Below are 18723 nucleotides of genomic sequence, written 5' to 3'. Positions count from 1 at the left end.
AACCGGGGTCAAATGCGTGAGGCAAGGGGTCAATTCCGGCTTCGGTACCAGTTAAGAACAAACACCCGAATGGCCGAGGCAAGACCGGTTTCAGGATCGCGATCAGCATCAATTTCTGACGCTAAAACGTTGATAGGAAGTTCTTTTTCACGAGAAATTTCCCGAAATGCCTGCCAGAACTCATCCTCCAGAGAAACCGATGTGCGGTGCCCCTTGAGCGTCAATGAGCGTTTGGCGGGCCGGCCACTCATTCCTCAACCTCATGGTTGTCCAGGTCGCGACGTTGTTTTTCCTGCCGAAGCCGCAGCTCTTCCTTCTCGGATTTTGTACGTCCAAATTTAACAACGTTCTGTTCTGCACGGGCCTTTTTCTGGGCCCGTGCTCTTTCCTTGCGATACCGGTTCAGGTTGACCGGCTTGCCCATCAGCTTTTGGGACCGATCATGTGTTCAGGGCGGACAACGGCCTCGAATGTCTCCTCGTCCACAAAGCCCAGCGCAATCGCCTCTTCCTTGAGCGTAGTTCCATTCTTGTGAGCGGTTTTAGCGACCTTGGTGGCGTTGTCATATCCAATGGTCGGCGCCAGCGCGGTCACCAGCATCAGTGATTCCTTCATCAGCTTGTCGATGCGTGGTTCATTGGCCTTGATGCCCATAAGCATCCGTTCGGTAAAGCTGTCCGTGGCGTCGCCCAATAACTGTATCGACTGCAGCAGGTTGTAGGACATCATGGGGTTGTACACGTTCAACTGGAAATGTCCCTGCGATCCGGCGAATTTGATGGCCGTATCGTTACCAATCACATGAGCCGCAACTTGGGTCAGTGCTTCGGCCTGAGTGGGATTCACCTTGCCCGGCATGATCGACGACCCCGGTTCATTCTCAGGAAGAATAAGTTCACCCAGACCCGAGCGGGGGCCAGAGCCCAGCAACCGGATGTCATTGGCGATCTTGTAACAAGACCCCGCGATGGTCGCCAATGCGCCGGATAAAAAGACCATAGCGTCATGAGCCGCAAGGGCTTCGAATTTGTTGGGCGCGGTGACAAAGGGCAGGCCGGTGATCTCGGCCATGTTGGCCGCGACGGCTTCATCCCAACCGTCGTGGGTGTTCAGGCCGGTGCCAACAGCGGTGCCGCCTTGCGCCAGTTCGTAAATTCCGGGCATTGAGGCCTCGACACGAGCGATGCCCTGACGGATCTGATGCGCGTATCCGCCGAACTCCTGCTCCAGCGTCAGCGGTGTCGCATCCTGCGTATGGGTGCGGCCGATCTTGATGATGCCTTCGAATTCCTTAGCCTTCTCCTCCAACCCAGTGGCGAATTTTTCCAGACCAGGCAGCAGCACGTCGCGAACGCTCATCGCAGTGGCGATATGCATTGCGGTGGGGAATGTGTCGTTGGACGACTGACCCATGTTGCAGTGATCGTTCGGGTGTACAGGTTCCTTCGATCCAATCACGCCGCCCAGAATTTCGATTGCACGGTTCGCGATCACTTCGTTCGAGTTCATGTTCGATTGAGTGCCCGAACCGGTCTGCCAAACGACCAAAGGGAAGTTGTCGTCGAATTCACCTTGGATCACTTCTCCAGCCGCCTGAATGATCGCATCGGCAATCTTCGCGTCCAGCTTGCCTGTGGCTTTGTTCTCCATGGCACAGGCCTGCTTGATCACGCCCAGCGCGCGGACGATGGCCACGGGTTGCTTTTCCCAGCCAATAGGGAAATTCATGATCGAGCGCTGTGTCTGTGCGCCCCAGTATTTGTTGGCAGGTACCTCTAGCGGGCCAAAGCTGTCGGTTTCGGTGCGGGTCTGAGACATCTGTCACTCCGTCTGGTATGCAGTTGTATGCCGTTTAGCCTCAGCTGTGTCGTGACGCAATCGGCCAGTTGCGCGCACCATAAACTTAAGTCTGTCAGACGTATAGACAGAGGTATGGTGCAAACAATTGACGTTAGCGAAAACAGTGCCATTGTGCATGAACGGGCTAAAGTTATTATACCAGTAACCGCGACGGAGGCAGTCATGCGCGCACTATTTTCCGGCAGGCCGATGCACATGGCGTTCTGTACGTTTGCAGCGTCGCTCTGGCTTGTTGCCCTATCCATGCAGGCAGCAGCCACTGGTATTGATGCCTTTGTGGGCGATTATGTCGGTTCAGCCAATGTTGTAGACGCAGATGGCACCGAGACGCCGCGGGATATGAGCGTATCAATTGAGAAAACCAAAGACGGTTTTAACGTCAGTTGGTCGACGACGACGTACAAACTGGACGGGCGCGTCAAGGATGAAAAATTCTCGGTTGATTTCCAAACATCTGCACGACCGAATGTATATTCCGCGGCGATGAAGCGTAATGTTTTTGGGCACGAGGTGCCGCTGGATCCGATGAAGGGCGAGCCGTTTGTTTGGGGCCGGATTGAGGGCGAAACGCTGACAGTTTTTTCCCTGTTTATCGACCAAAACGGTGGTTACGAATTACAGCAATTCGACCGAACTCTGGCTGATGGAGGGCTGGACCTATCCTTTTCGCGGTTCCGAAACGGCATGAAATCCCGTTCGGTAGAGACGTTTCTGAAAAGGAAATAAACCCCGCATTGGGCGGGGTCCAAGTAAGTTACTTGCGGAAGCTGTCCAGCGACACAACGTCTGCATCGCGATTTGGTTCATCTTCTTCGGGTTCAACCTCGATTGGTTCTTCCGCAACCTGATCTATCTCTTCGTCTTCGTCCTCGGGGCTTTCAAAGCGCAGACCGAATTCGACTGACGGATCCACGAAGGTCTTGATCGCCAGATAAGGAATATACAGCGGCTCGGGCGCGTCACCAAAGTTCAGTGTGATAGAGAAACCGTCTTCGCCAACCTCAAGGTTTTCGAACCAATGTTGCATGACGATTGTCATCTCATCGGGATATCTCTGATGCAGCCAGTCGGCCAATTCGACCCCGTCTTGTCGGGTATCGAAGGTGATAAAAAAATGATGTGCGCCGGGCAGGCCATTTTCCGACACACCGGTCAGCACGGTCTTGATAAGACCGCGCATGGCCGTGTGCATCAGATTCCCGTAGTCGATGTCTTGCGACATATTTGATCCTCAAAAGTGGTTATTCTCAGCATAAGGGATTCGAACGGAAACGAAAGGCCGGGATGAAGGGTATTGATCACAAAACCTGCGTCAACATTCCGGCTAGCACCATTGTCGTCAGCGTCGTTGCTAAACCGGATTTCAGACGGAAAATCAACAGCCCTGCGGCTATTGTCAAAGCGACGGCAGCGGTGTTCAGCGATGATGGATCGGGCAAGGGCAGTGAAATTGGACCCCAAGCCCAATCGGACACCTGTACGAACAGCACGTTAAGCCCGAACCACACCGAAAGGTTGAGAATCACTCCTACGACTGCCGCTGTTATTCCGCGCAATGCAGCACCCAGGCGAGGTCGCGCTGCGATCCTGTCCAAATAAGGTGCCGAAAGGAAAATCCACAGAAAACAGGGCACAAAAGTCGCCCATAGCGCCACAAACCCTGCGGCCAGCGCAAGTGCCGGCCCGCCAGCGATTTGTCCGCTGAGCATCGCCACGAATTGCGTTACCAGAATCAACGGACCTGGCGTAGTTTCCGCCAATCCGAGCGCGTCGATCATTTGATCGGTTCTGATCCATTGGTAGGTCTCGACTACGGTTTGGGTCATGTAGGCGAGAACCGCATAAGCCCCGCCAAAGGTCACCACAGCCAGCTTGGCAAAAAACCAGCCAAGATCGCTCAGCAATTCCTGACCGCTGAGTTCCAACGCAACCAGCGGCGCAAGCCACAGGGTCAGCCAAAGGGCCGCCGTTCTGACCGGCCGCGCCAAAGCGGGCGCTGGCGCGGTGGCTGTTGCGACATGTTCCTGAGAGGTTGCAAATCCCCAAATGGCTGCAATCAGAATGATAAAAGGAAAAGGCAGGTTTAGCGCAAAGATTGCCAGAAACGCCAATCCTGCAATGACCCGAGATTCTGTTCCGACCAATGCCTTGCGAGACAAGTTGAGCAGGGCCTGAACGACGATCACGATTACAGTCGCCTTAACGCCAAGAAATGCTGCCTGCACCAGGGGAAGATCCCCAAATGCCGCGTAAAGGCCCACCAGAATGGCAATAACGACAGCGCCGGGCAGGACAAACAAGCCGCCTGCAATCAGTCCGCCGACAACGCCACGCAAACGCCAGCCTGCATAGGTGGCCAATTGCATCGCCTCGGGCCCCGGCAGCAACATGCAGAGAGACAGTGCCCGAAGGTAGGTCTGTTCGTCTAGCCATGTCCGGCGTTCGACCAGTTCCTGATGCATCAACGATATCTGTGCCGCCGGCCCACCAAAGGACAGCAGGCCGATCCGGCCAAAAACTTTGACGAGCTCTTGCGTTGAAGGTGTCATGATCCGTGGCCGGCAGGCCAATCGTGTCCCTCATCGAACCCGTCTCGTGCCCAGCGGAAAAGCGCATCGTACACGTGTAGTCCGGCCTCCAACTGTGCATGATCGTCACGGTATTGGCGAGAAAGACCAACAGAGATAGCCAACAAGCCAGCGGCCTCGGCGGAAAGTTGATGGCGATTGGTGTCGGCGGCACGAATGACGGTTGCCATCCGGTCTAATGCCGGAGAGCGCAGACCGAATTCTTCGACCATTGTATCAAAGGTGCAGGCCTCACCGCGATGGCTCCAGAAGGTGCCTTCAATATCAAAGGGAGTCGCGCCGAAGTGTTCAACGACGCCTGGAATTTCTGCAGGTGCAACGAACAGGAAGCGGGCATTTCTGTCGACGAATCTGCGGATCAGCCAGGGACAGGCGATGCGGTCAATCTTGGGGCGGTGTCGCGTAACCCACAATGTGCCGCCATCCACTGCTGGAGGGATAGAGGCTTGCGGTACAAGCGGTGCCTCTGGCAGGGCGGACCACGCATAAGTGCCTCCCTCCAGATATTCGCTTTGATGTCCCAGGCCGCGAAGCCACGACACGACGCCCTGGCTTAGCTTTTTACCCTTTTGACACACGATGACGCTTGGCTGGTCACCGATTAGTTGGCTAATTCCGCCGATGTCAGTGTGTGGCAGGCGCACTGAACCGGGAATTTTTCTTGGATCTTCGTCGAAATCAGGGTCAGTGCGGATATCAACCAGCACTGGTGCATTAGGTGTACCTATCAACCGAGCCAGTTGTCGGGGAGTTATTGCATTTGGGGCAGCCATAGCATGTTTCCTTTGTCACTTCGGATACATGCGAAACTTGGGCTGCCGCCTCACGGGGTGTTCGCAAGCTGACCCCTTGCGCCCGTGCTACCTTGGAAGGGCGCGTTGGGTCAAGTTCGCGTTGAGTTCAGGTCAGGCCCAATCAAGCCGTTGCCCGGTCATGCAGACCGGCAGCGTGTCCTGTGGGAACTGTCCCAGCTGTTCGAAAAATGAGATAAAGTCGAATTGGTTGTACGCCTCGACCATCTTGTCACCCTTAAAGCGGGCCATGACCTGACCGGTGACCTCAAGAGGGGCACCGTTGTCGGCGCGGCAGGTACGCACGTGCAAAATACCGGAAACCCAATCCCCATTCTCGATAACTTTTGGCAAGTCCACTGAAATTTCGCCCAGCACATGCCGAAACGCCGTTACCAGATCGCGAAAATCATCTGCGCCGACCTGCATCTCGGGTATCAGGCCTTCGGCCATGGTTTCGGGCGCAAAAAACTGATCAATTGCGTCTGTGTTCCCTTTTTCCCAAACTTCGGAATACCACTCTCGCAACCTATCGGATTTTGTCATCTCAGCTCTCCTGTCAGTCCAACAGGAAAATGGCGCAGAGAAATAAACAAACTCTGAACTTTGGATGAGTTGTGCGACAAAAGCAGACATAATGATAGGAAGTGCAGGTTTCTGTTGCCAGGTACCTGCGAACCCCGCCTTACGCGGCTAGGCGCAAGGGCTTAAGTTTCGGTCTTGCTACTGCTTACGCAGCAACTGCAACCGGAGCACGATTGTCATTTGCAATTGTACTTTTTGGGCCGGTACGGTGGCACCCCGCCGAGACAAAGCTAACCCCTTTAGACGTTCGTCGATCCTATTTCGGCCCCATGATCCCCAAATGAAGGATGTTTGGTGGAGCCGCCGGGTACCGCCCCCGGGTCCGATCCGCTTATTACGAGCGCGTTTATGTCCATAGTCCCGAAGGACATGTCTTATATAGGTGAGGTGGTGGTTAGATGCAAACTCAGATTGAAAAACTGTGAGTATTTATAAATCAGCTACTTACGTGGATTTATTCATGTTTGCGAGAATGAGCCAGGCAGCCAGGATCAGTTCGATTCCACCAAACGCCAGGGCTTTGATCAGCGGAGGGTTGTCCAGCGCGACAGAAACAAAACGACCCAGTGCAGCTCCGCCATACACAACACCCAACATCAAGTAAGCCATAGGGTTGTTCAGCCACAATACTGCGACCCCTGTGACGACAAACAAACCACCAACCGATGCACGCATCTCGCTCAGCCCCATTGTGCTGCTGGTGGGGGTCAGATCCAGCGAAGCTGCAGTCCAGGCTGGTGCCAGAAAGCCAAACAGGCCAAAGCCGATGGTCAACACTGCGGCAATCATGTTTAGCGTTGTTATCATGTTTACTGTCCCCTTGTTCTGTCAGGCAAAACTAGCGTCTTAAGATGTCGAGAAAAGCGTCTAAATTGCGGACCAAAGGCCTAATACGCCGACCAATATCAGGCTCAGGGCCCAAATCAGTTCGAGATTGAACCAACTTCGAGACAGAAATTGCAACCCTAACCAGCGGTAGACCGCGAAAGCGAGGAAGCCGCCCCCCAGAAGCATCGCGGATGTATGGATGGCGGCGACCGCAAGTACCAACAGCCCATTCGTCGTCATTATCTCTGAAACGGCTCGGTGCCCCGCGTCCAGTTCATCCAGTCCGCACAGTCCCAGATATATTGGAATAAGCATCAGTGCGGCTCCGTGGGCCAATGCCACCAGAAAGGACCATAGGGCCAGCTTGCTGGGCGGAACCCGGGACAGCATCCGGAGGTGTCGTCTGGTGATAGCGATATAAGCACCCATCGCTATGACGATCAGAGCCGCACCTATTCGGATTTCGCGCTGGTATTCAACAAGTGCGGCCATGAGGGCAAACGGCAGTAAGACCCCAAGCATGGCCACGAAATGTCCGCTGGCCAACGCTGCCAATGCCCGCCAAAGCGCCGACTGCTTTTGCTCCATCAAGGCGGCTGACACGGCCAGTGGCCATCCCATACCAGGGTTCAGGCCGTGGTAGGCGCCGCTCAGGACAACGGCCAGCCAAAGGCCGGCCGTCGATGTCATCGAAACATCCAACTCAGACGGAAGGGTAGCAGAAGCTGTCTGTCGAGCAGTCGCCGCCCTCAAGCCGGATCTGGTGGCTGCGATAGCCATCGGGGAAATCGACCCAGAATTTCGGGTTCAGCGCCAGCCCGCCGTTTTCGCCGACTTCGGCCATGACCATGGCAGCACCGCCTTCACCGGGGTAAAACTGATCATCCCATGTGGAATAGAGCGAATTGGTCCAGTAGACCCGCTTGCCATCACGGCTGATTTCCACCATTTGCGGGCCATAGCCAAAATCCTGACCGTTTGGGTGCTTGGTCTTTTTGACGATACCCCCGATTTCCACTTTGCCTGTCAGTTTCGGGTTCATTGGGTCCGAAACATCATACTGGTGCATTTCTCCCGTCCCCCAGCAAGAAACATAAAGATACTGATCATCCAGACTTAGGTCGATATCGGTGACCAAGGGTGGAACCGCTGAGAACCCTTTTAGCAGGTCGGGCAGGTCGTCGGGATCGGCGGGTTGCGGATCGATGGTGATGGTTTTCTTAGCCTCGAAAGTGCCATCGTTGTTGCGCCACCAGGTAAAGATCGCGCCTTGCAGATTGGTTGTATCCACAACGACGCCACAGAACCCATGTTGCTTGACGGGATCGTGTGCGGGACGAATTTCCAGAGCCATCTGATGGTTTTCGCCCAGATCGATGGTCTGGATATTGGTGCGATTGCGCAGGTTCCAGAAATGTATGCGGTGCCCGTATTTATTCGACAGAAGATCCTCGGCTACAATCCCATTTTCGAACTGCGGTGGTAGTGCCCATTCCGAGCTGACCATGTAGTCGCGCGGCAGATTCCACCAGAAATCATAATGCTTGTCCTGCACCCCTCGCTCGATCTCATAACGCCCGATGATCTCGAAGCTCTCGCAATCCATGATGAAGATACCCGGAGGGCCATCAGTGCCATCCGCGCCACCGCCACCCAAAGTGCTGACATAAATCCCCTCAGGGCCGCAATGAATGGTATGCGGGCGCGAGTATCCGGTTTTTGCAAAGACCTCTTCTGGTTCGATGATCTTGTGAATCTTGGCTTCCAGCGGGCTTTTGACGTCGACGATGTAAATCCGGCTGGATCGTATCCCCGGGATAATCAAATACCGGCGCTCCAGAAACGCATGACCGCTGAGCGGTGAAAGTGACGATGAGCACGCGTTCCAACCGAAATGGTGAAACTCATCACCTTTTTCCGGCATGATCACCTGATGAACGATTTTGCCATAATCGCTGGATGTCGGATCGACGTTCACGATTGCCAATCCGTCTGGTTGCGAAAAATCAGGGCTGAGCATTAGCGTGAAAGCCAGCGTCTCAGTCGGTCCCTCCATGGCCAATTTGGCAGATGGATAAAAGGTCGGGTCCGGTCTTTGGTTCATAACATCCTCCCGTAAGTAATTGATATTCAATTTGTATTGAGAGTTCCGGTCTTGTCGCCGGTCGCTATGCTGCCTGCCCGATTCTCCTTTCTGCTGCCTCACATCGTCAAGACATATTCTGATTTGTTTTTAAGCGGATCTTTTTCGTTTTTCTGCGACGTCCCGCGCCAACTTTCGCGTGTATGTTTCAAGATCGATCAATGCCGAGTCTACGGTTGCCGCGTCATGAGTATCCAAAGCGTCAGCGATCTTGCCGTGCAGCGCGATGATCTCCTCGCGCGAACGTTCGCTGAAGGTGATCATGTTCATCAACGGCTGCATTGCCTCGACGGCTCCGGCCAACTGGTAGGATAGCACCGGGTTGCCCGCGCCATCCACAAGCGCCCGATGAAATGCAACATCCGAAGCGCAAAAAGCCTCATCTGTCAGGCCAGGTTGAGATTGGCGAAAAATTTCGGCGCGCATGGAGGCCAGTTGGTCCGGTGTACGACGTTCAGCCGCTAGCGGCGCACAGGCCCGTTCAAGCGCAAAGCGCGCCTCGCATGCGGTGTCAAAACTAATCGCGTTCATAGACAGCAACAGAGTCGACGTGGTGATTTGTTGGGAATAGGCGTCCGGAAAGCTTAGCCGGTTGACAAATGCGCCCCCGGATGCGCCGCGCTGCGTGCGTATAAGTGATTGAGCTGCAAGCCGTTTTAGGGCCTCTCGAACCGTTGGGCGCGAAACTCGAAACTGATCAGCAAGTTCGGCTTCGGAGGGTAGTCGTTCATCGACGATCAATCGTCCCGAAACTATCGCATCCCGGATCGCCTCCGCGATTTGGGCTGACAAGTCAGTGCGGCTCTGAGGATCGATTTTCATTATTGACGTGTTCCGGGGTGAATTTTTATTTGTCTGACATTTAAAAGTCTGACATTTGAAAAGCAAGGGCGATGAGTCGGGAGGGACAGGTGAGTCGCGCAATTTTCCGAAACGGGCTTTGGCTGGGCTTCTACGTCGCGATCCTGTGGTCGTGGTGGATGATAGTCTTGATGAGCCGCAACATGGATCTGGACTGGATCGGCCGACCTGGACCCATGGGCGCGGCAATGCAGGCCATGGACCCGCGGATGGACATGTACATGCCCATGGCGGAGTTCGGTCCTCTGTTCTGGATGTGGGCGATCATGATGGCCGCCATGATGCTGCCAACGCTGGTTCCAACCTTGCGCAGCTATGACGATCTGATCCACAGCGCCAACGGGACGCGAGCAGGGTGGTTGGGCGTTCTGTTCGGATATTTTGTCGTTTGGGTCGGATTTGCGGCACTGATTACTGCGATGCAGCTTGCGCTATTGTTTGGCGGCGCTGTTGATATGCTCGGTATCGCAAAATCTCCATTTCTTGCCGGCGGGTTGATGATCGCGGTCGGCGCCTTTCAGTTCAGCCGCACCAAAGAGGTCTGTCACGGCGTCTGCCATACCCCGATGACCTATTTTCTGGGCCACTGGAAAACCGGGTTTTCGGGCGGTCTGCGTATGGGGTTTGGGCTTGGTGCATTCTGCGTTGGCTGCTGTTGGGGCTTTATGGCGCTTGGCTTTGTCGGTGGGGTCATGAGCCTGTTGTGGATGGGCTTGGCGACCTTGTTCATGGTTTTAGAGAAACTCCCTCAGATCGGTCATATCGTAACAAAACCGCTGGGGTTTGCATTGATCGCGGGCGGCGTTGGCCTGCTCGTTTACCGAATTATTTACGGAGGATAACCTGATGGCAAAAAACAAGAAACCTGAAGCGGACAGATTGCCAATCAGTCAACGAATTGACAGCCGGATGCCCAATCCCAAACGGCGCGAGATGAGTCCGACGGACTGGGCGATCAAGGGCGAGTTGATCCTCAATTGCTCTTGCGATGTGTTTTGCCCCTGCGTCGTATCTCTGGGTGCGCACCCCCCGACCGAGGGCCATTGTCACGCATGGATGGGAATCATCATTGATGAAGGCAATTATGAAGGCGAAGACCTGTCCGGGCTAAATGTTGGTCTGCTGGTCGATATTCCGGGCCGCATGGGAGAAGGACAGTGGAAGGTTGCTGCCTATGTAGACGAACGCGCCAGCGGTAAAGCCTATAACGGGATATTGCAGATTTTCAGCGGCCAGGCCGGTGGCACCACTGGTCTGTTCACCATGCTGGTCAGCGAGATCATCGGTGCCGAGCGTGCCCCGGTTCAGATTGAGCGGGATGGCAACAAACGGCGGATCGTAATCGGTCGTAAGATTCAGGGCGAAATCGAAATGCTCGCCGGCAAGGACCCCGAGCATCCGGTGATGGTATCAAACTCGAAATACTGGATGGGACCAGACATCATCGTCGCACGCGGCATCAAGTCCAAAGTCCGTGACTATGGCCGCGTATGGGATTTCGGCGGAAAATCCGCTGAAATTTGTCCGATTGACTGGCACGGGCCAAAGTGATGATCACAGGTGCCTATACGCGTGAGATGGCCCGCTATAATCGCTGGCAGAACAATCAGTTGTCTGGTTATCTCAAAGCGCTTCCAGCATCGGAATTAATCAGAGATCGCGGGGCGTTCTTCGGCTCGATCATGGCGACGGCCAATCACTTGCTTTGGGGGGATTGGATTTGGATCTCCCGTTTCGATAAGGGTGAGGGTCCCGGCGGTGGCATTCCCGACAGTGTCACGCTCTGCTCTGATCTTGCGGCCTGGCTACCGCTACGAGCGGAGATCGATACACGCATCGCCGCGTGGGCGGAATCGCTGGGCGACGCACCTCTGACGGGTGATTTCACTTGGTATTCTGCGGCAAAAGAAGATGATGTGACAAAGCCTTATGCGCAATGCATCATTCATATGTTCAATCATCAGACGCACCATCGGGGCCAGTTGCATCAGATGTTGACCGAGGCGGGCTCCAAGGCGCCGATCAGTGACCTGGTCTTTCTGCCCGAAGGATATTGAAATGGCAGTCATCACCCCCAACCGCCGGGTTCGCAAAACTCCGTTCACCCGTGGCGTCGAAGCTGCCGGAGTGGGCGGTTACACGGTCTACAACCACACATTGCTGGCAACTTTCTTTGAAAGCGTAGAGGCGGATGCCGCGCATTTGAAAAAGCACGTACAAGTCTGGGACGTCTCCTGTGAGCGGCAAGTGCAGATCAAAGGTCCGGATGCTTTGCGCCTGATGCGTATGCTAAGCCCGCGTGACATGGACCTGATGCGGGATGATCAGTGCTACTACGTTCCGATAGTCGATCAGAACGGCGGCATGCTGAATGACCCGGTCGCGATCAAACTGGCAAACGACCACTATTGGCTGTCCGTAGCGGATGGCGATTTGTGGCAATTTGCGTTGGGAATTGCCATCGCGCTGAACCTTGATGTTGAGATCACGGAACCCGATGTTTCACCTTTGGCTGTTCAGGGACCCAAGGCAGATGAGCTTATGGCCCGCGTATTCGGTGATGAGATCAGAGACATTAAGTTCTTCCGTTACAAGCGCTTGATGTTCGAAGATAAAGCGTTTGTCGTTGCTCGTTCCGGCTGGTCCAAGCAAGGTGGGTTCGAGATTTATGTCGAAGGCGCGGACTACGGTATGCCACTATGGGACTGTCTGTTTGCCAATGGGCAGGACCTGAAAGTTCGGGCGGGCTGCCCGAACAATATTGAGCGGGTCGAAAGCGGTTTGCTTAGCTTTGGTTCGGATATGCGGCGTGAAAACACACCGTATGAATGTGGATTGGCCCGGTTTTGTAACTCGCCTCTGGATTTCATCGGCAAGGCGGCGTTGGCGGATCAGGCAAAGAACGGGCCGCCGCGGATTATTCGGCCTATGGTGATCGAAGGCAATATTGGACCGTGCACTCAATCCTGGCCGCTATTGGCAGCGGGACAGCCAGTTGGCCAAATCGCGTCGGCGGTCTATTCGCCCGAGTTTGAGGTGAACGTTGCCATTGGCATGGTCGACCGTGCGCATTGGTCCGCCGGAACACGAGTCGAGGTCATGACTGAACACGGTATGAGATGGGCTGAGGTGCAAGAGAATTTCTGGCGCTGAGTAAAACAGGTTTTGGAAGATGGCCTATGGACAGGCCGACCAAAGGAGAAGACATGATGTTCAATGCACTAGTTGTTGAAAAAGATGAAGAAAGTGGTCTTGCAAGTGCGGCCGTAAAGCAGATGTCTCTGGACGATTTGCCCGTCGGCGAAGTGACGGTTGCTGTCGAATTCTCGACCGTAAACTACAAGGACGGTCTGTGCATGTCGCCCAAAGGCGGCGGGCTGGTGCGGAGCTACCCTCATATCCCGGGTGTCGACTACGCAGGTACTGTCGAAACCTCAACTGACGACCGTTACAAGGCGGGCGAAAAGGTTGTATTGACCGGATGGCGCGTGGGTGAAGCCCATTGGGGCGGGTATTCGCAAAAAGCAAATGCGCGGGCGGATTGGCTGGTTCCTCTGCCGGATGGGCTGGATACCCGGCAGGCAATGGCTGTGGGCACCGCAGGGTTTACGGCAATGCTCGCGGTCATGGCGCTGGAGGATCATGGAATGGAGCCGGGTCATGGACCGGTTCTGGTCACTGGCGCAGCCGGAGGCGTTGGCTCGGTCGCGACGGCCATTTTGGCCAATCTCGGCTATGAAGTGGCTGCGGTGACAGGGCGACCCGAGACTGCGGATTACCTGAAGTCCCTGGGTGCAACGACCATCGTGGCGAGGGATGAGTTGAACGAAACCACTAAACGACCGCTTGAGAGCGAAACCTGGGCAGGTTGCGTGGACGCTGTCGGAGGAGCCATGCTGGCCCGTGTTCTTGGGCAGATGAAGTATGGCTGCTCGGTCGCCGCGGTAGGGTTGGCGGGGGGCGCCGCCTTGCCGGCGACGGTGATCCCGTTTCTGCTGCGCGGTGTCAATTTACTGGGCATCGACAGTGTGATGCAGCCCTATGACAACCGTGTGCGCGCATGGCAGCGGATTGCGACGGATCTGCCGATGGACAAGCTTGATGCGATGGTGCACCCGGCGACTTTGTCTGACTTGCCGAAATTGGGCGCTGACATTCTGAATGGGCAGGTGAAAGGTCGCGTTGTCGTCGACGTTAACAGTTGATTCCCGAACATTTCCAGAACCGGCTGTTCATCAAAACGGCCGGTTTTCCCGTAATCCGGTTTTTACGTCCCGAGTGGAAACAACTCTGGTCATTGACACAATTCCTGCTCATGATTGCTATACATCCCATTTGCGATGGCTTAAGACGCATCCCAATAGCACCTGAAGACGGGGAGTGAGCAGAATGTCTGACGATTTCGAACTGGACACCGATGATCTGAAGCGCCGCATGGATGGCGCAATGGCCAATCTCAGGACTGAATTTGCATCTCTTCGAACCGGTCGTGCGTCGGCCTCGATGCTGGAACCGGTTATGGTTGATGCGTATGGCACGATGACCCCGATCAACCAGGTTGGGACTGTAAACGTTCCCGAATCCCGCATGGTCACCGTGAACGTTTGGGATAAGTCCTTGGTCGGTAAGGTGGAAAAGGCGATCCGCGAAAGTGGTCTTGGCATCAATCCCCAGCTGAACGGGACGATTATCATGTTGCCGATCCCCGAGTTGAACGAGGAGCGCCGACGTGAGCTGGGCAAAGTTGCCGGTCAGTACGCCGAAAGCGCCCGCGTTTCCATTCGCAATGTTCGCCGCGATGGCATGGACCAGATCAAAAAAGCCAAGTCCGACGGCATGTCCGAAGATGACCAGAAATTCTGGGAGTCGGAGGTGCAGGATCTGACGGACGCGATGATCAAAACCGTCGACGAAGCACTTGAGACCAAACAAGCAGAGATCATGCAGGTCTGACCCGCTGATATGCCCAAGGATCCTCATAATACGCCTGCCGTAGGCCCCACGCATGTGGCGATCATCATGGACGGCAACGGTCGTTGGGCACAGGCGCGGGGACGACCCCGGTTATTCGGCCACCACGCGGGTGCTCGACGTGTGCGTGAGGTGGTTGAAGCCTGCCCGGGGTTGGGGATCAAGTATCTGACCGTTTTTGCCTTTTCGACCGAGAACTGGAAACGGACTCAGGCTGAAGTGGCAGGGCTGATGAGTCTGTTTCGCCGGTATATCGTCAAAGAGGCAAGGACCCTCAAGGAAAACGGTATTCGTGTTCGTTTCATCGGAGACCGCGTTCGCCTTGATTCCAAGTTGACTGAGCTGATGGACACGCTTGAGCGGGAAACGCAGGACAATGATCTTGTTCACTTGACGGTAGCTCTGAATTACGGCGGACGAGACGAGGTGGCGCGGGCTACCAAACGTCTCGCTCGCGATGTCGCTGAAGGCCGTTTGCGCCCTGAAGACGTCGACGAAGAGACCTTGCCAAAATACCTGGATACAAGGGTATTGCCGGATCCGGATCTGGTGATCCGTACCAGCGGCGAAGCGCGCATTTCGAACTTTCTGCTCTGGCAATCGGCGTATTCGGAATACGAATTCATCGATACTTTATGGCCCGATTTCACGGCAGCCGAGTTGGAACGTCTATGCCGCAGTTTCGGGGCCCGCGAACGACGGTTCGGGGCGGTTTCGGTATGAGCGACGGCCGATGGTCTGATCTGACGGCCAGGGTTTTGTCTGCGGCGGTGCTGGTGGCTATCGGCGCAGTCGAAGTCTGGTTGGGCGGGCTGTGGTTCGAGATCTTTATCGCTGCCGCCTGCGGCCTGATGACATGGGAACTGGTACGGATGATTGATCCGGAGCGGTTCGGTGTTGCGCTTCAATTGGGGATTTTAACCGGTGTCGCCGTGGTTCTCAGTTACCATCTACCACCGCTCTATAAACTACCGTTCCTTTTGGCACCTGCGCTCGTCGGCGCCGGGCAGATCAAACGTGCAAAGGGAATTTACGTGCTGTTCGCGGTCTGGATTGCCGCATCAGGGCTGGGCTTTATCTCGATCCGCGAGAATATGGGCTTCGGCTGGATGGTCTGGCTGATCTCGATCGTGGTGGCTACGGATGTGGCGGGGTACTTTGTCGGCAAGGCGATCGGCGGGCCCAAATTCTGGCCGCGGGTCAGCCCAAAGAAAACCTGGTCCGGAACGGCTGGTGGCTGGGCGGCAGCGGCGCTGGTGGGCACATTTTTTGCAGCTCACGCGGGGTTTGGCGTTGCATTTGTCGCCATCTCGGTACTGGCGTCGATGGCAAGTCAGGCGGGTGACATCGTCGAAAGCGCAACCAAACGGAAGTTCGGTGTGAAAGACAGTTCAAATCTTATCCCCGGTCACGGCGGATTCCTGGATCGTTTTGATGGTATGATGGGGGCATCGCTGTTCATACTTCTCGCAGGGTTGTTTTATGCACCCGGAGGAATGTGATGCGTAAAGTGTCGATATTCGGTGCAACCGGTTCGGTTGGGCAAAACACAATTGATCTGATTTCCCGCGATCCTGCATCCTATGATGTCGTAGCTTTGACCGGCGGCGCAAATATTGCGCAACTTTCCCGGGACGCGCAGCGTTTAGGGGCGGACTTGGCGGTCACGGCTTTCGAGGATCGGCTGGATGACTTGCGCAGTGCGTTGTCGGGAACTGGAATCCAAGCGGCAGCGGGGCAGGCGGCTTTGACCGAGGCCGCATCGCGTCCGGCGGATTGGGTGATGTCGGCCATTGTTGGCGCCGCAGGGCTGGCGCCGGGCATAGCAGCGCTTGAACAAGGCGCAACATTGGCCCTGGCAAATAAAGAAACGCTGGTTTGCGCCGGTCCGCTGGTACTGGAAACCGCGCGCAGACACGGCGCGCGCCTGTTACCGGTGGACAGCGAGCATTCCGCTGTCTTTCAGGCTCTTGTGGGTGAGGATATGGCCTCGGTCGAGCGCATTATCATCACTGCCAGCGGTGGAGCGTTTCGAGATTGGCCACTGAGTGATCTGGCTAATGCGACGGTTGAGCAAGCCTCAAGCCATCCTAATTGGAACATGGGGCAGCGCATCACTATCGATAGCGCTTCGATGTTCAACAAAGCGCTGGAAGTCATAGAAACAAAAGAATTTTTTGGCATTCATCCTGAAAATATCGAAGTGCTCGTGCACCCCGAGTCTATCGTACATGCTCTTGTCGGTTTCCGTGACGGCGCGATCATGAGCCACCTCGGCGCCCCAGACATGCGTCATGCTATCGGTTACGCGCTGCACTGGCCCGAACGGAAGGCATTGCCGGTGCCGCGACTGGATCTTGCGGCGCTGGGGCAATTGCGTTTTGTGGCCCCCGATGAAGCCCGCTATCCCGCATTGCGTCTTGCGCGTGAAGTAATGGACCGTGGCGGGTTGTCCGGAGCTGTGTTCAATGCAGCGAAGGAAAGGGCGCTTGATCATTTCATTGCCCGCCGCACGGGCTTTTTGGACATGGCTGACATGGTGTCGTCGGTTCTCGACCGTTTCGACACTGCAGACAGCCTTATTGATGCCGCTTTGACCCTTGATAACGTGCAGCAAACGGACCATCTGGCACGTAAGTGGATCGATGAAGCCGTACTTGAACGAGCAGGATAAAACTTTTGGACATATTCTCTTTGATCCCACAATTTGGCGGTTTGCTGTACACTGTGCTGGCATTTGTAGTGGCGCTATCCGTCATCGTAGCCGTTCATGAGTACGGCCACTACATCGTGGGTCGCTGGTCCGGCATTCATGCCGAGGTGTTCTCGATCGGCTTTGGTCCTGTCCTATGGAGCCGCGTCGACAAGCGCGGAACACGGTGGCAGATCGCTTTGTTGCCCCTTGGTGGCTATGTGAAATTCCTGGGCGATTCCAACGCAGCTTCGGGAAAAGACGAAGAGGCGATGGGCCAAATCTCGGAGCAGACCCCTGAAGAACTGCGCCGTACCATGCATGGAGCGCCCTTGTGGGCCCGAACCGCGACCGTGGCGGCTGGACCGGTGTTCAATTTCGCGATGTCCATACTGGTCTTTGGTCTGATTTTCTGGTCACAGGGCGTATCACGCGAACCTTTGACCGTTGGCGCGCTGCACCCATTGCCCGGCACAGTTCAGGGTCTTCAGGATGGTGACGAGATTGTTGCCATCGCTGGTATCACGACACCGGATTTCGATGACCAGAGCACCTGGTCCGAATTCACCGATGCGCTGCCAGTTGAGCCGGTTCTGGATTATAGGGTCATCCGAGACGGACTGACTATCGACGTATCGGCGCCTTGGCTGTTTCCCCCATTGATTCAGCAAGTTGCGCCACGAAGCGCGGCGATGGACATTCAACTGCAGGCCGGTGACGTCATCACGGCCGTGGACGGCGACCCGATCTTTGCTTTCGAACAACTCAAGGAACACGTTGAAAGTTCGGATGGGCGGGCTCTGTTGTTGGACGTTTGGCGGGACGGAGCCGATCTTGAGTTTGCGTTGGCCCCGCGCCGGACAGATGAACCTCGGCCTGAAGGCGGATTTGTAACGCATTGGCGCATTGGCATTGTTGGTGGGATGATGCTTGAACCGGCAACAGTTCCGGCTGGAGTGTGGGATTCGCTAACGGGCGGTGTGCGCCAGACAGTCCGTATCATTGAGGGATCGTTGTCCGGCATGTGGCACATGATTACCGGGGCTATCAGCACGTGCAACATATCCGGCCCAATTGGCATCGCCGAAACCTCGGGTGCGATGGCCAGCCAGGGAGCGCAGAACTTTGTCTTTTTCATCGCGGTTCTGTCGACAGCTGTAGGTTTGCTGAACCTGTTCCCGATTCCCGCGTTGGACGGCGGGCATCTGGTGTTTTACGCCTATGAGGCCGTTGCGGGGAAACCTCCCAGCGACAAGGCGCTGCGTGTGCTGATGGGAATCGGTATAACGCTGATCCTGTCCTTGATGCTTTTTTCAGTCAGCAATGACCTGTTCTGCTAAATAAGGCAGGGTCGGCACGGTCGGGACGCAAAAATGCCTTATTTCGAGGGTAAGTTCTTTTGTG

At 55.5% G+C, this 18723-nt stretch carries 22 protein-coding genes and 1 other RNA gene; 11 read left to right on the top strand and 12 right to left on the bottom strand.

Features of this window, described 5'->3' with window-relative positions:
- Positions 1–29: 29 nt before the first annotated feature.
- From AC2TCY_RS03830 to fumC, 3 genes are read right to left on the bottom strand one after another with little or no spacing between them, the layout of a single operon-like run.
- Positions 30–251, bottom strand: coding sequence for a ribbon-helix-helix domain-containing protein (locus AC2TCY_RS03830; protein ID WP_480845613.1), 222 nt, complete (start codon positions 249–251; stop codon positions 30–32).
- On the bottom strand, positions 248–424 hold the full coding sequence (locus tag AC2TCY_RS03825) for a DUF4169 family protein (protein WP_480845611.1): 177 nt from the start codon (positions 422–424) through the stop codon (positions 248–250). The genes AC2TCY_RS03830 and AC2TCY_RS03825 overlap by 4 nt, the downstream gene beginning before the upstream one ends.
- Entirely contained in the window at positions 424–1818 is a 1395-nt protein-coding gene (gene fumC / locus AC2TCY_RS03820) for a class II fumarate hydratase (RefSeq protein WP_480845610.1), read from the bottom strand. The genes AC2TCY_RS03825 and fumC overlap by 1 nt, the downstream gene beginning before the upstream one ends.
- Before the next feature lie 204 nt (positions 1819–2022).
- On the opposite strand from fumC, the gene AC2TCY_RS03815 reads away from it, so the two are divergent.
- Complete coding sequence (locus tag AC2TCY_RS03815) at positions 2023–2586, top strand: hypothetical protein (protein ID WP_480845608.1); 564 nt, start codon at positions 2023–2025, stop codon at positions 2584–2586.
- A 28-nt stretch (positions 2587–2614) separates the two neighbouring features.
- Here AC2TCY_RS03815 and AC2TCY_RS03810 read toward each other — a convergent pair whose 3' ends face one another.
- The 9 genes from AC2TCY_RS03810 to AC2TCY_RS03770 all read right to left on the bottom strand — a co-directional run bounded on the left by AC2TCY_RS03810 (position 2615) and on the right by AC2TCY_RS03770 (position 9617).
- The gene (locus AC2TCY_RS03810; protein WP_480845607.1) at positions 2615–3082 is read right to left on the bottom strand and encodes an SspB family protein; all 468 of its coding nucleotides are present in this window, start codon (positions 3080–3082) and stop codon (positions 2615–2617) included.
- Between the two features lie 76 nt (positions 3083–3158).
- On the bottom strand, positions 3159–4409 hold the full coding sequence (chrA, locus tag AC2TCY_RS03805; RefSeq protein WP_480845606.1) for a chromate efflux transporter: 1251 nt from the start codon (positions 4407–4409) through the stop codon (positions 3159–3161).
- Positions 4406–5221: a chromate resistance protein ChrB domain-containing protein gene (locus AC2TCY_RS03800; protein ID WP_480845605.1), complete on the bottom strand. Its 816-nt coding sequence runs from the start codon at positions 5219–5221 to the stop codon at positions 4406–4408. The genes chrA and AC2TCY_RS03800 overlap by 4 nt, the downstream gene beginning before the upstream one ends.
- A 132-nt stretch (positions 5222–5353) precedes the next feature.
- Entirely contained in the window at positions 5354–5785 is a 432-nt protein-coding gene (locus tag AC2TCY_RS03795) for an ester cyclase (RefSeq protein ID WP_480845603.1), read from the bottom strand.
- A 100-nt stretch (positions 5786–5885) separates the two neighbouring features.
- Positions 5886–6232: a transfer-messenger RNA gene (gene ssrA, locus AC2TCY_RS03790) on the bottom strand.
- 36 nt (positions 6233–6268) lie between these two features.
- The gene (locus AC2TCY_RS03785; RefSeq protein ID WP_480845602.1) at positions 6269–6631 is read right to left on the bottom strand and encodes a DUF4345 family protein; all 363 of its coding nucleotides are present in this window, start codon (positions 6629–6631) and stop codon (positions 6269–6271) included.
- 60 nt (positions 6632–6691) lie between these two features.
- Positions 6692–7342: a hypothetical protein gene (locus tag AC2TCY_RS03780; RefSeq protein WP_480845601.1), complete on the bottom strand. Its 651-nt coding sequence runs from the start codon at positions 7340–7342 to the stop codon at positions 6692–6694.
- A gap of 13 nt (positions 7343–7355) precedes the next feature.
- A complete protein-coding gene (locus tag AC2TCY_RS03775; RefSeq protein WP_480845600.1) occupies positions 7356–8756 on the bottom strand; it encodes a selenium-binding protein SBP56-related protein in 1401 nt (466 codons plus the stop codon).
- Positions 8757–8885: 129 nt separating this feature from the next.
- The gene (locus AC2TCY_RS03770) at positions 8886–9617 is read right to left on the bottom strand and encodes a FadR/GntR family transcriptional regulator (RefSeq protein WP_480845599.1); all 732 of its coding nucleotides are present in this window, start codon (positions 9615–9617) and stop codon (positions 8886–8888) included.
- 89 nt (positions 9618–9706) lie between these two features.
- Between AC2TCY_RS03770 and AC2TCY_RS03765 the strand changes: the two genes are divergently transcribed.
- The 10 genes from AC2TCY_RS03765 (at position 9707) to rseP (ending at position 18659) form a co-directional block, all read left to right on the top strand.
- Positions 9707–10498 carry a DUF2182 domain-containing protein gene (locus AC2TCY_RS03765; RefSeq protein WP_480845597.1) on the top strand — a complete coding sequence of 264 codons (792 nt, stop codon included), beginning with the start codon at positions 9707–9709 and terminating at the stop codon, positions 10496–10498.
- Between the two features lie 4 nt (positions 10499–10502).
- Positions 10503–11207, top strand: coding sequence for a DUF1326 domain-containing protein (locus AC2TCY_RS03760; protein ID WP_480845596.1), 705 nt, complete (start codon positions 10503–10505; stop codon positions 11205–11207).
- Positions 11207–11713, top strand: coding sequence for a DinB family protein (locus tag AC2TCY_RS03755; RefSeq protein WP_480845595.1), 507 nt, complete (start codon positions 11207–11209; stop codon positions 11711–11713). Before AC2TCY_RS03760 ends, AC2TCY_RS03755 begins: the two co-directional genes overlap by 1 nt.
- A 1-nt stretch (position 11714) precedes the next feature.
- Positions 11715–12809: a dimethylsulfoniopropionate demethylase gene (locus AC2TCY_RS03750; protein ID WP_480845594.1), complete on the top strand. Its 1095-nt coding sequence runs from the start codon at positions 11715–11717 to the stop codon at positions 12807–12809.
- 56 nt (positions 12810–12865) lie between these two features.
- On the top strand, positions 12866–13861 hold the full coding sequence (gene acuI / locus AC2TCY_RS03745; RefSeq protein WP_480845593.1) for an acryloyl-CoA reductase: 996 nt from the start codon (positions 12866–12868) through the stop codon (positions 13859–13861).
- A 184-nt stretch (positions 13862–14045) separates the two neighbouring features.
- Positions 14046–14609: a ribosome recycling factor gene (gene frr / locus AC2TCY_RS03740; protein ID WP_480845592.1), complete on the top strand. Its 564-nt coding sequence runs from the start codon at positions 14046–14048 to the stop codon at positions 14607–14609.
- A 9-nt stretch (positions 14610–14618) separates the two neighbouring features.
- The gene (gene uppS / locus AC2TCY_RS03735; RefSeq protein ID WP_480845591.1) at positions 14619–15350 is read left to right on the top strand and encodes an undecaprenyl pyrophosphate synthase; all 732 of its coding nucleotides are present in this window, start codon (positions 14619–14621) and stop codon (positions 15348–15350) included.
- Positions 15347–16129: a phosphatidate cytidylyltransferase gene (locus AC2TCY_RS03730; RefSeq protein WP_480845590.1), complete on the top strand. Its 783-nt coding sequence runs from the start codon at positions 15347–15349 to the stop codon at positions 16127–16129. Before uppS ends, AC2TCY_RS03730 begins: the two co-directional genes overlap by 4 nt.
- Positions 16129–17301, top strand: a complete 1173-nt coding sequence (gene dxr / locus AC2TCY_RS03725; protein WP_480845588.1) for a 1-deoxy-D-xylulose-5-phosphate reductoisomerase — start codon at positions 16129–16131, stop codon at positions 17299–17301. The genes AC2TCY_RS03730 and dxr overlap by 1 nt, the downstream gene beginning before the upstream one ends.
- Positions 17302–17306: 5 nt before the next feature.
- A complete protein-coding gene (gene rseP, locus AC2TCY_RS03720; RefSeq protein WP_480845587.1) occupies positions 17307–18659 on the top strand; it encodes an RIP metalloprotease RseP in 1353 nt (450 codons plus the stop codon).
- Positions 18660–18723 lie beyond the last annotated feature (64 nt).

Source organism: Ruegeria sp. HKCCD7181 (assembly GCF_057221055.1).
This window is presented reverse-complemented; position numbering and strand designations above follow the sequence as displayed.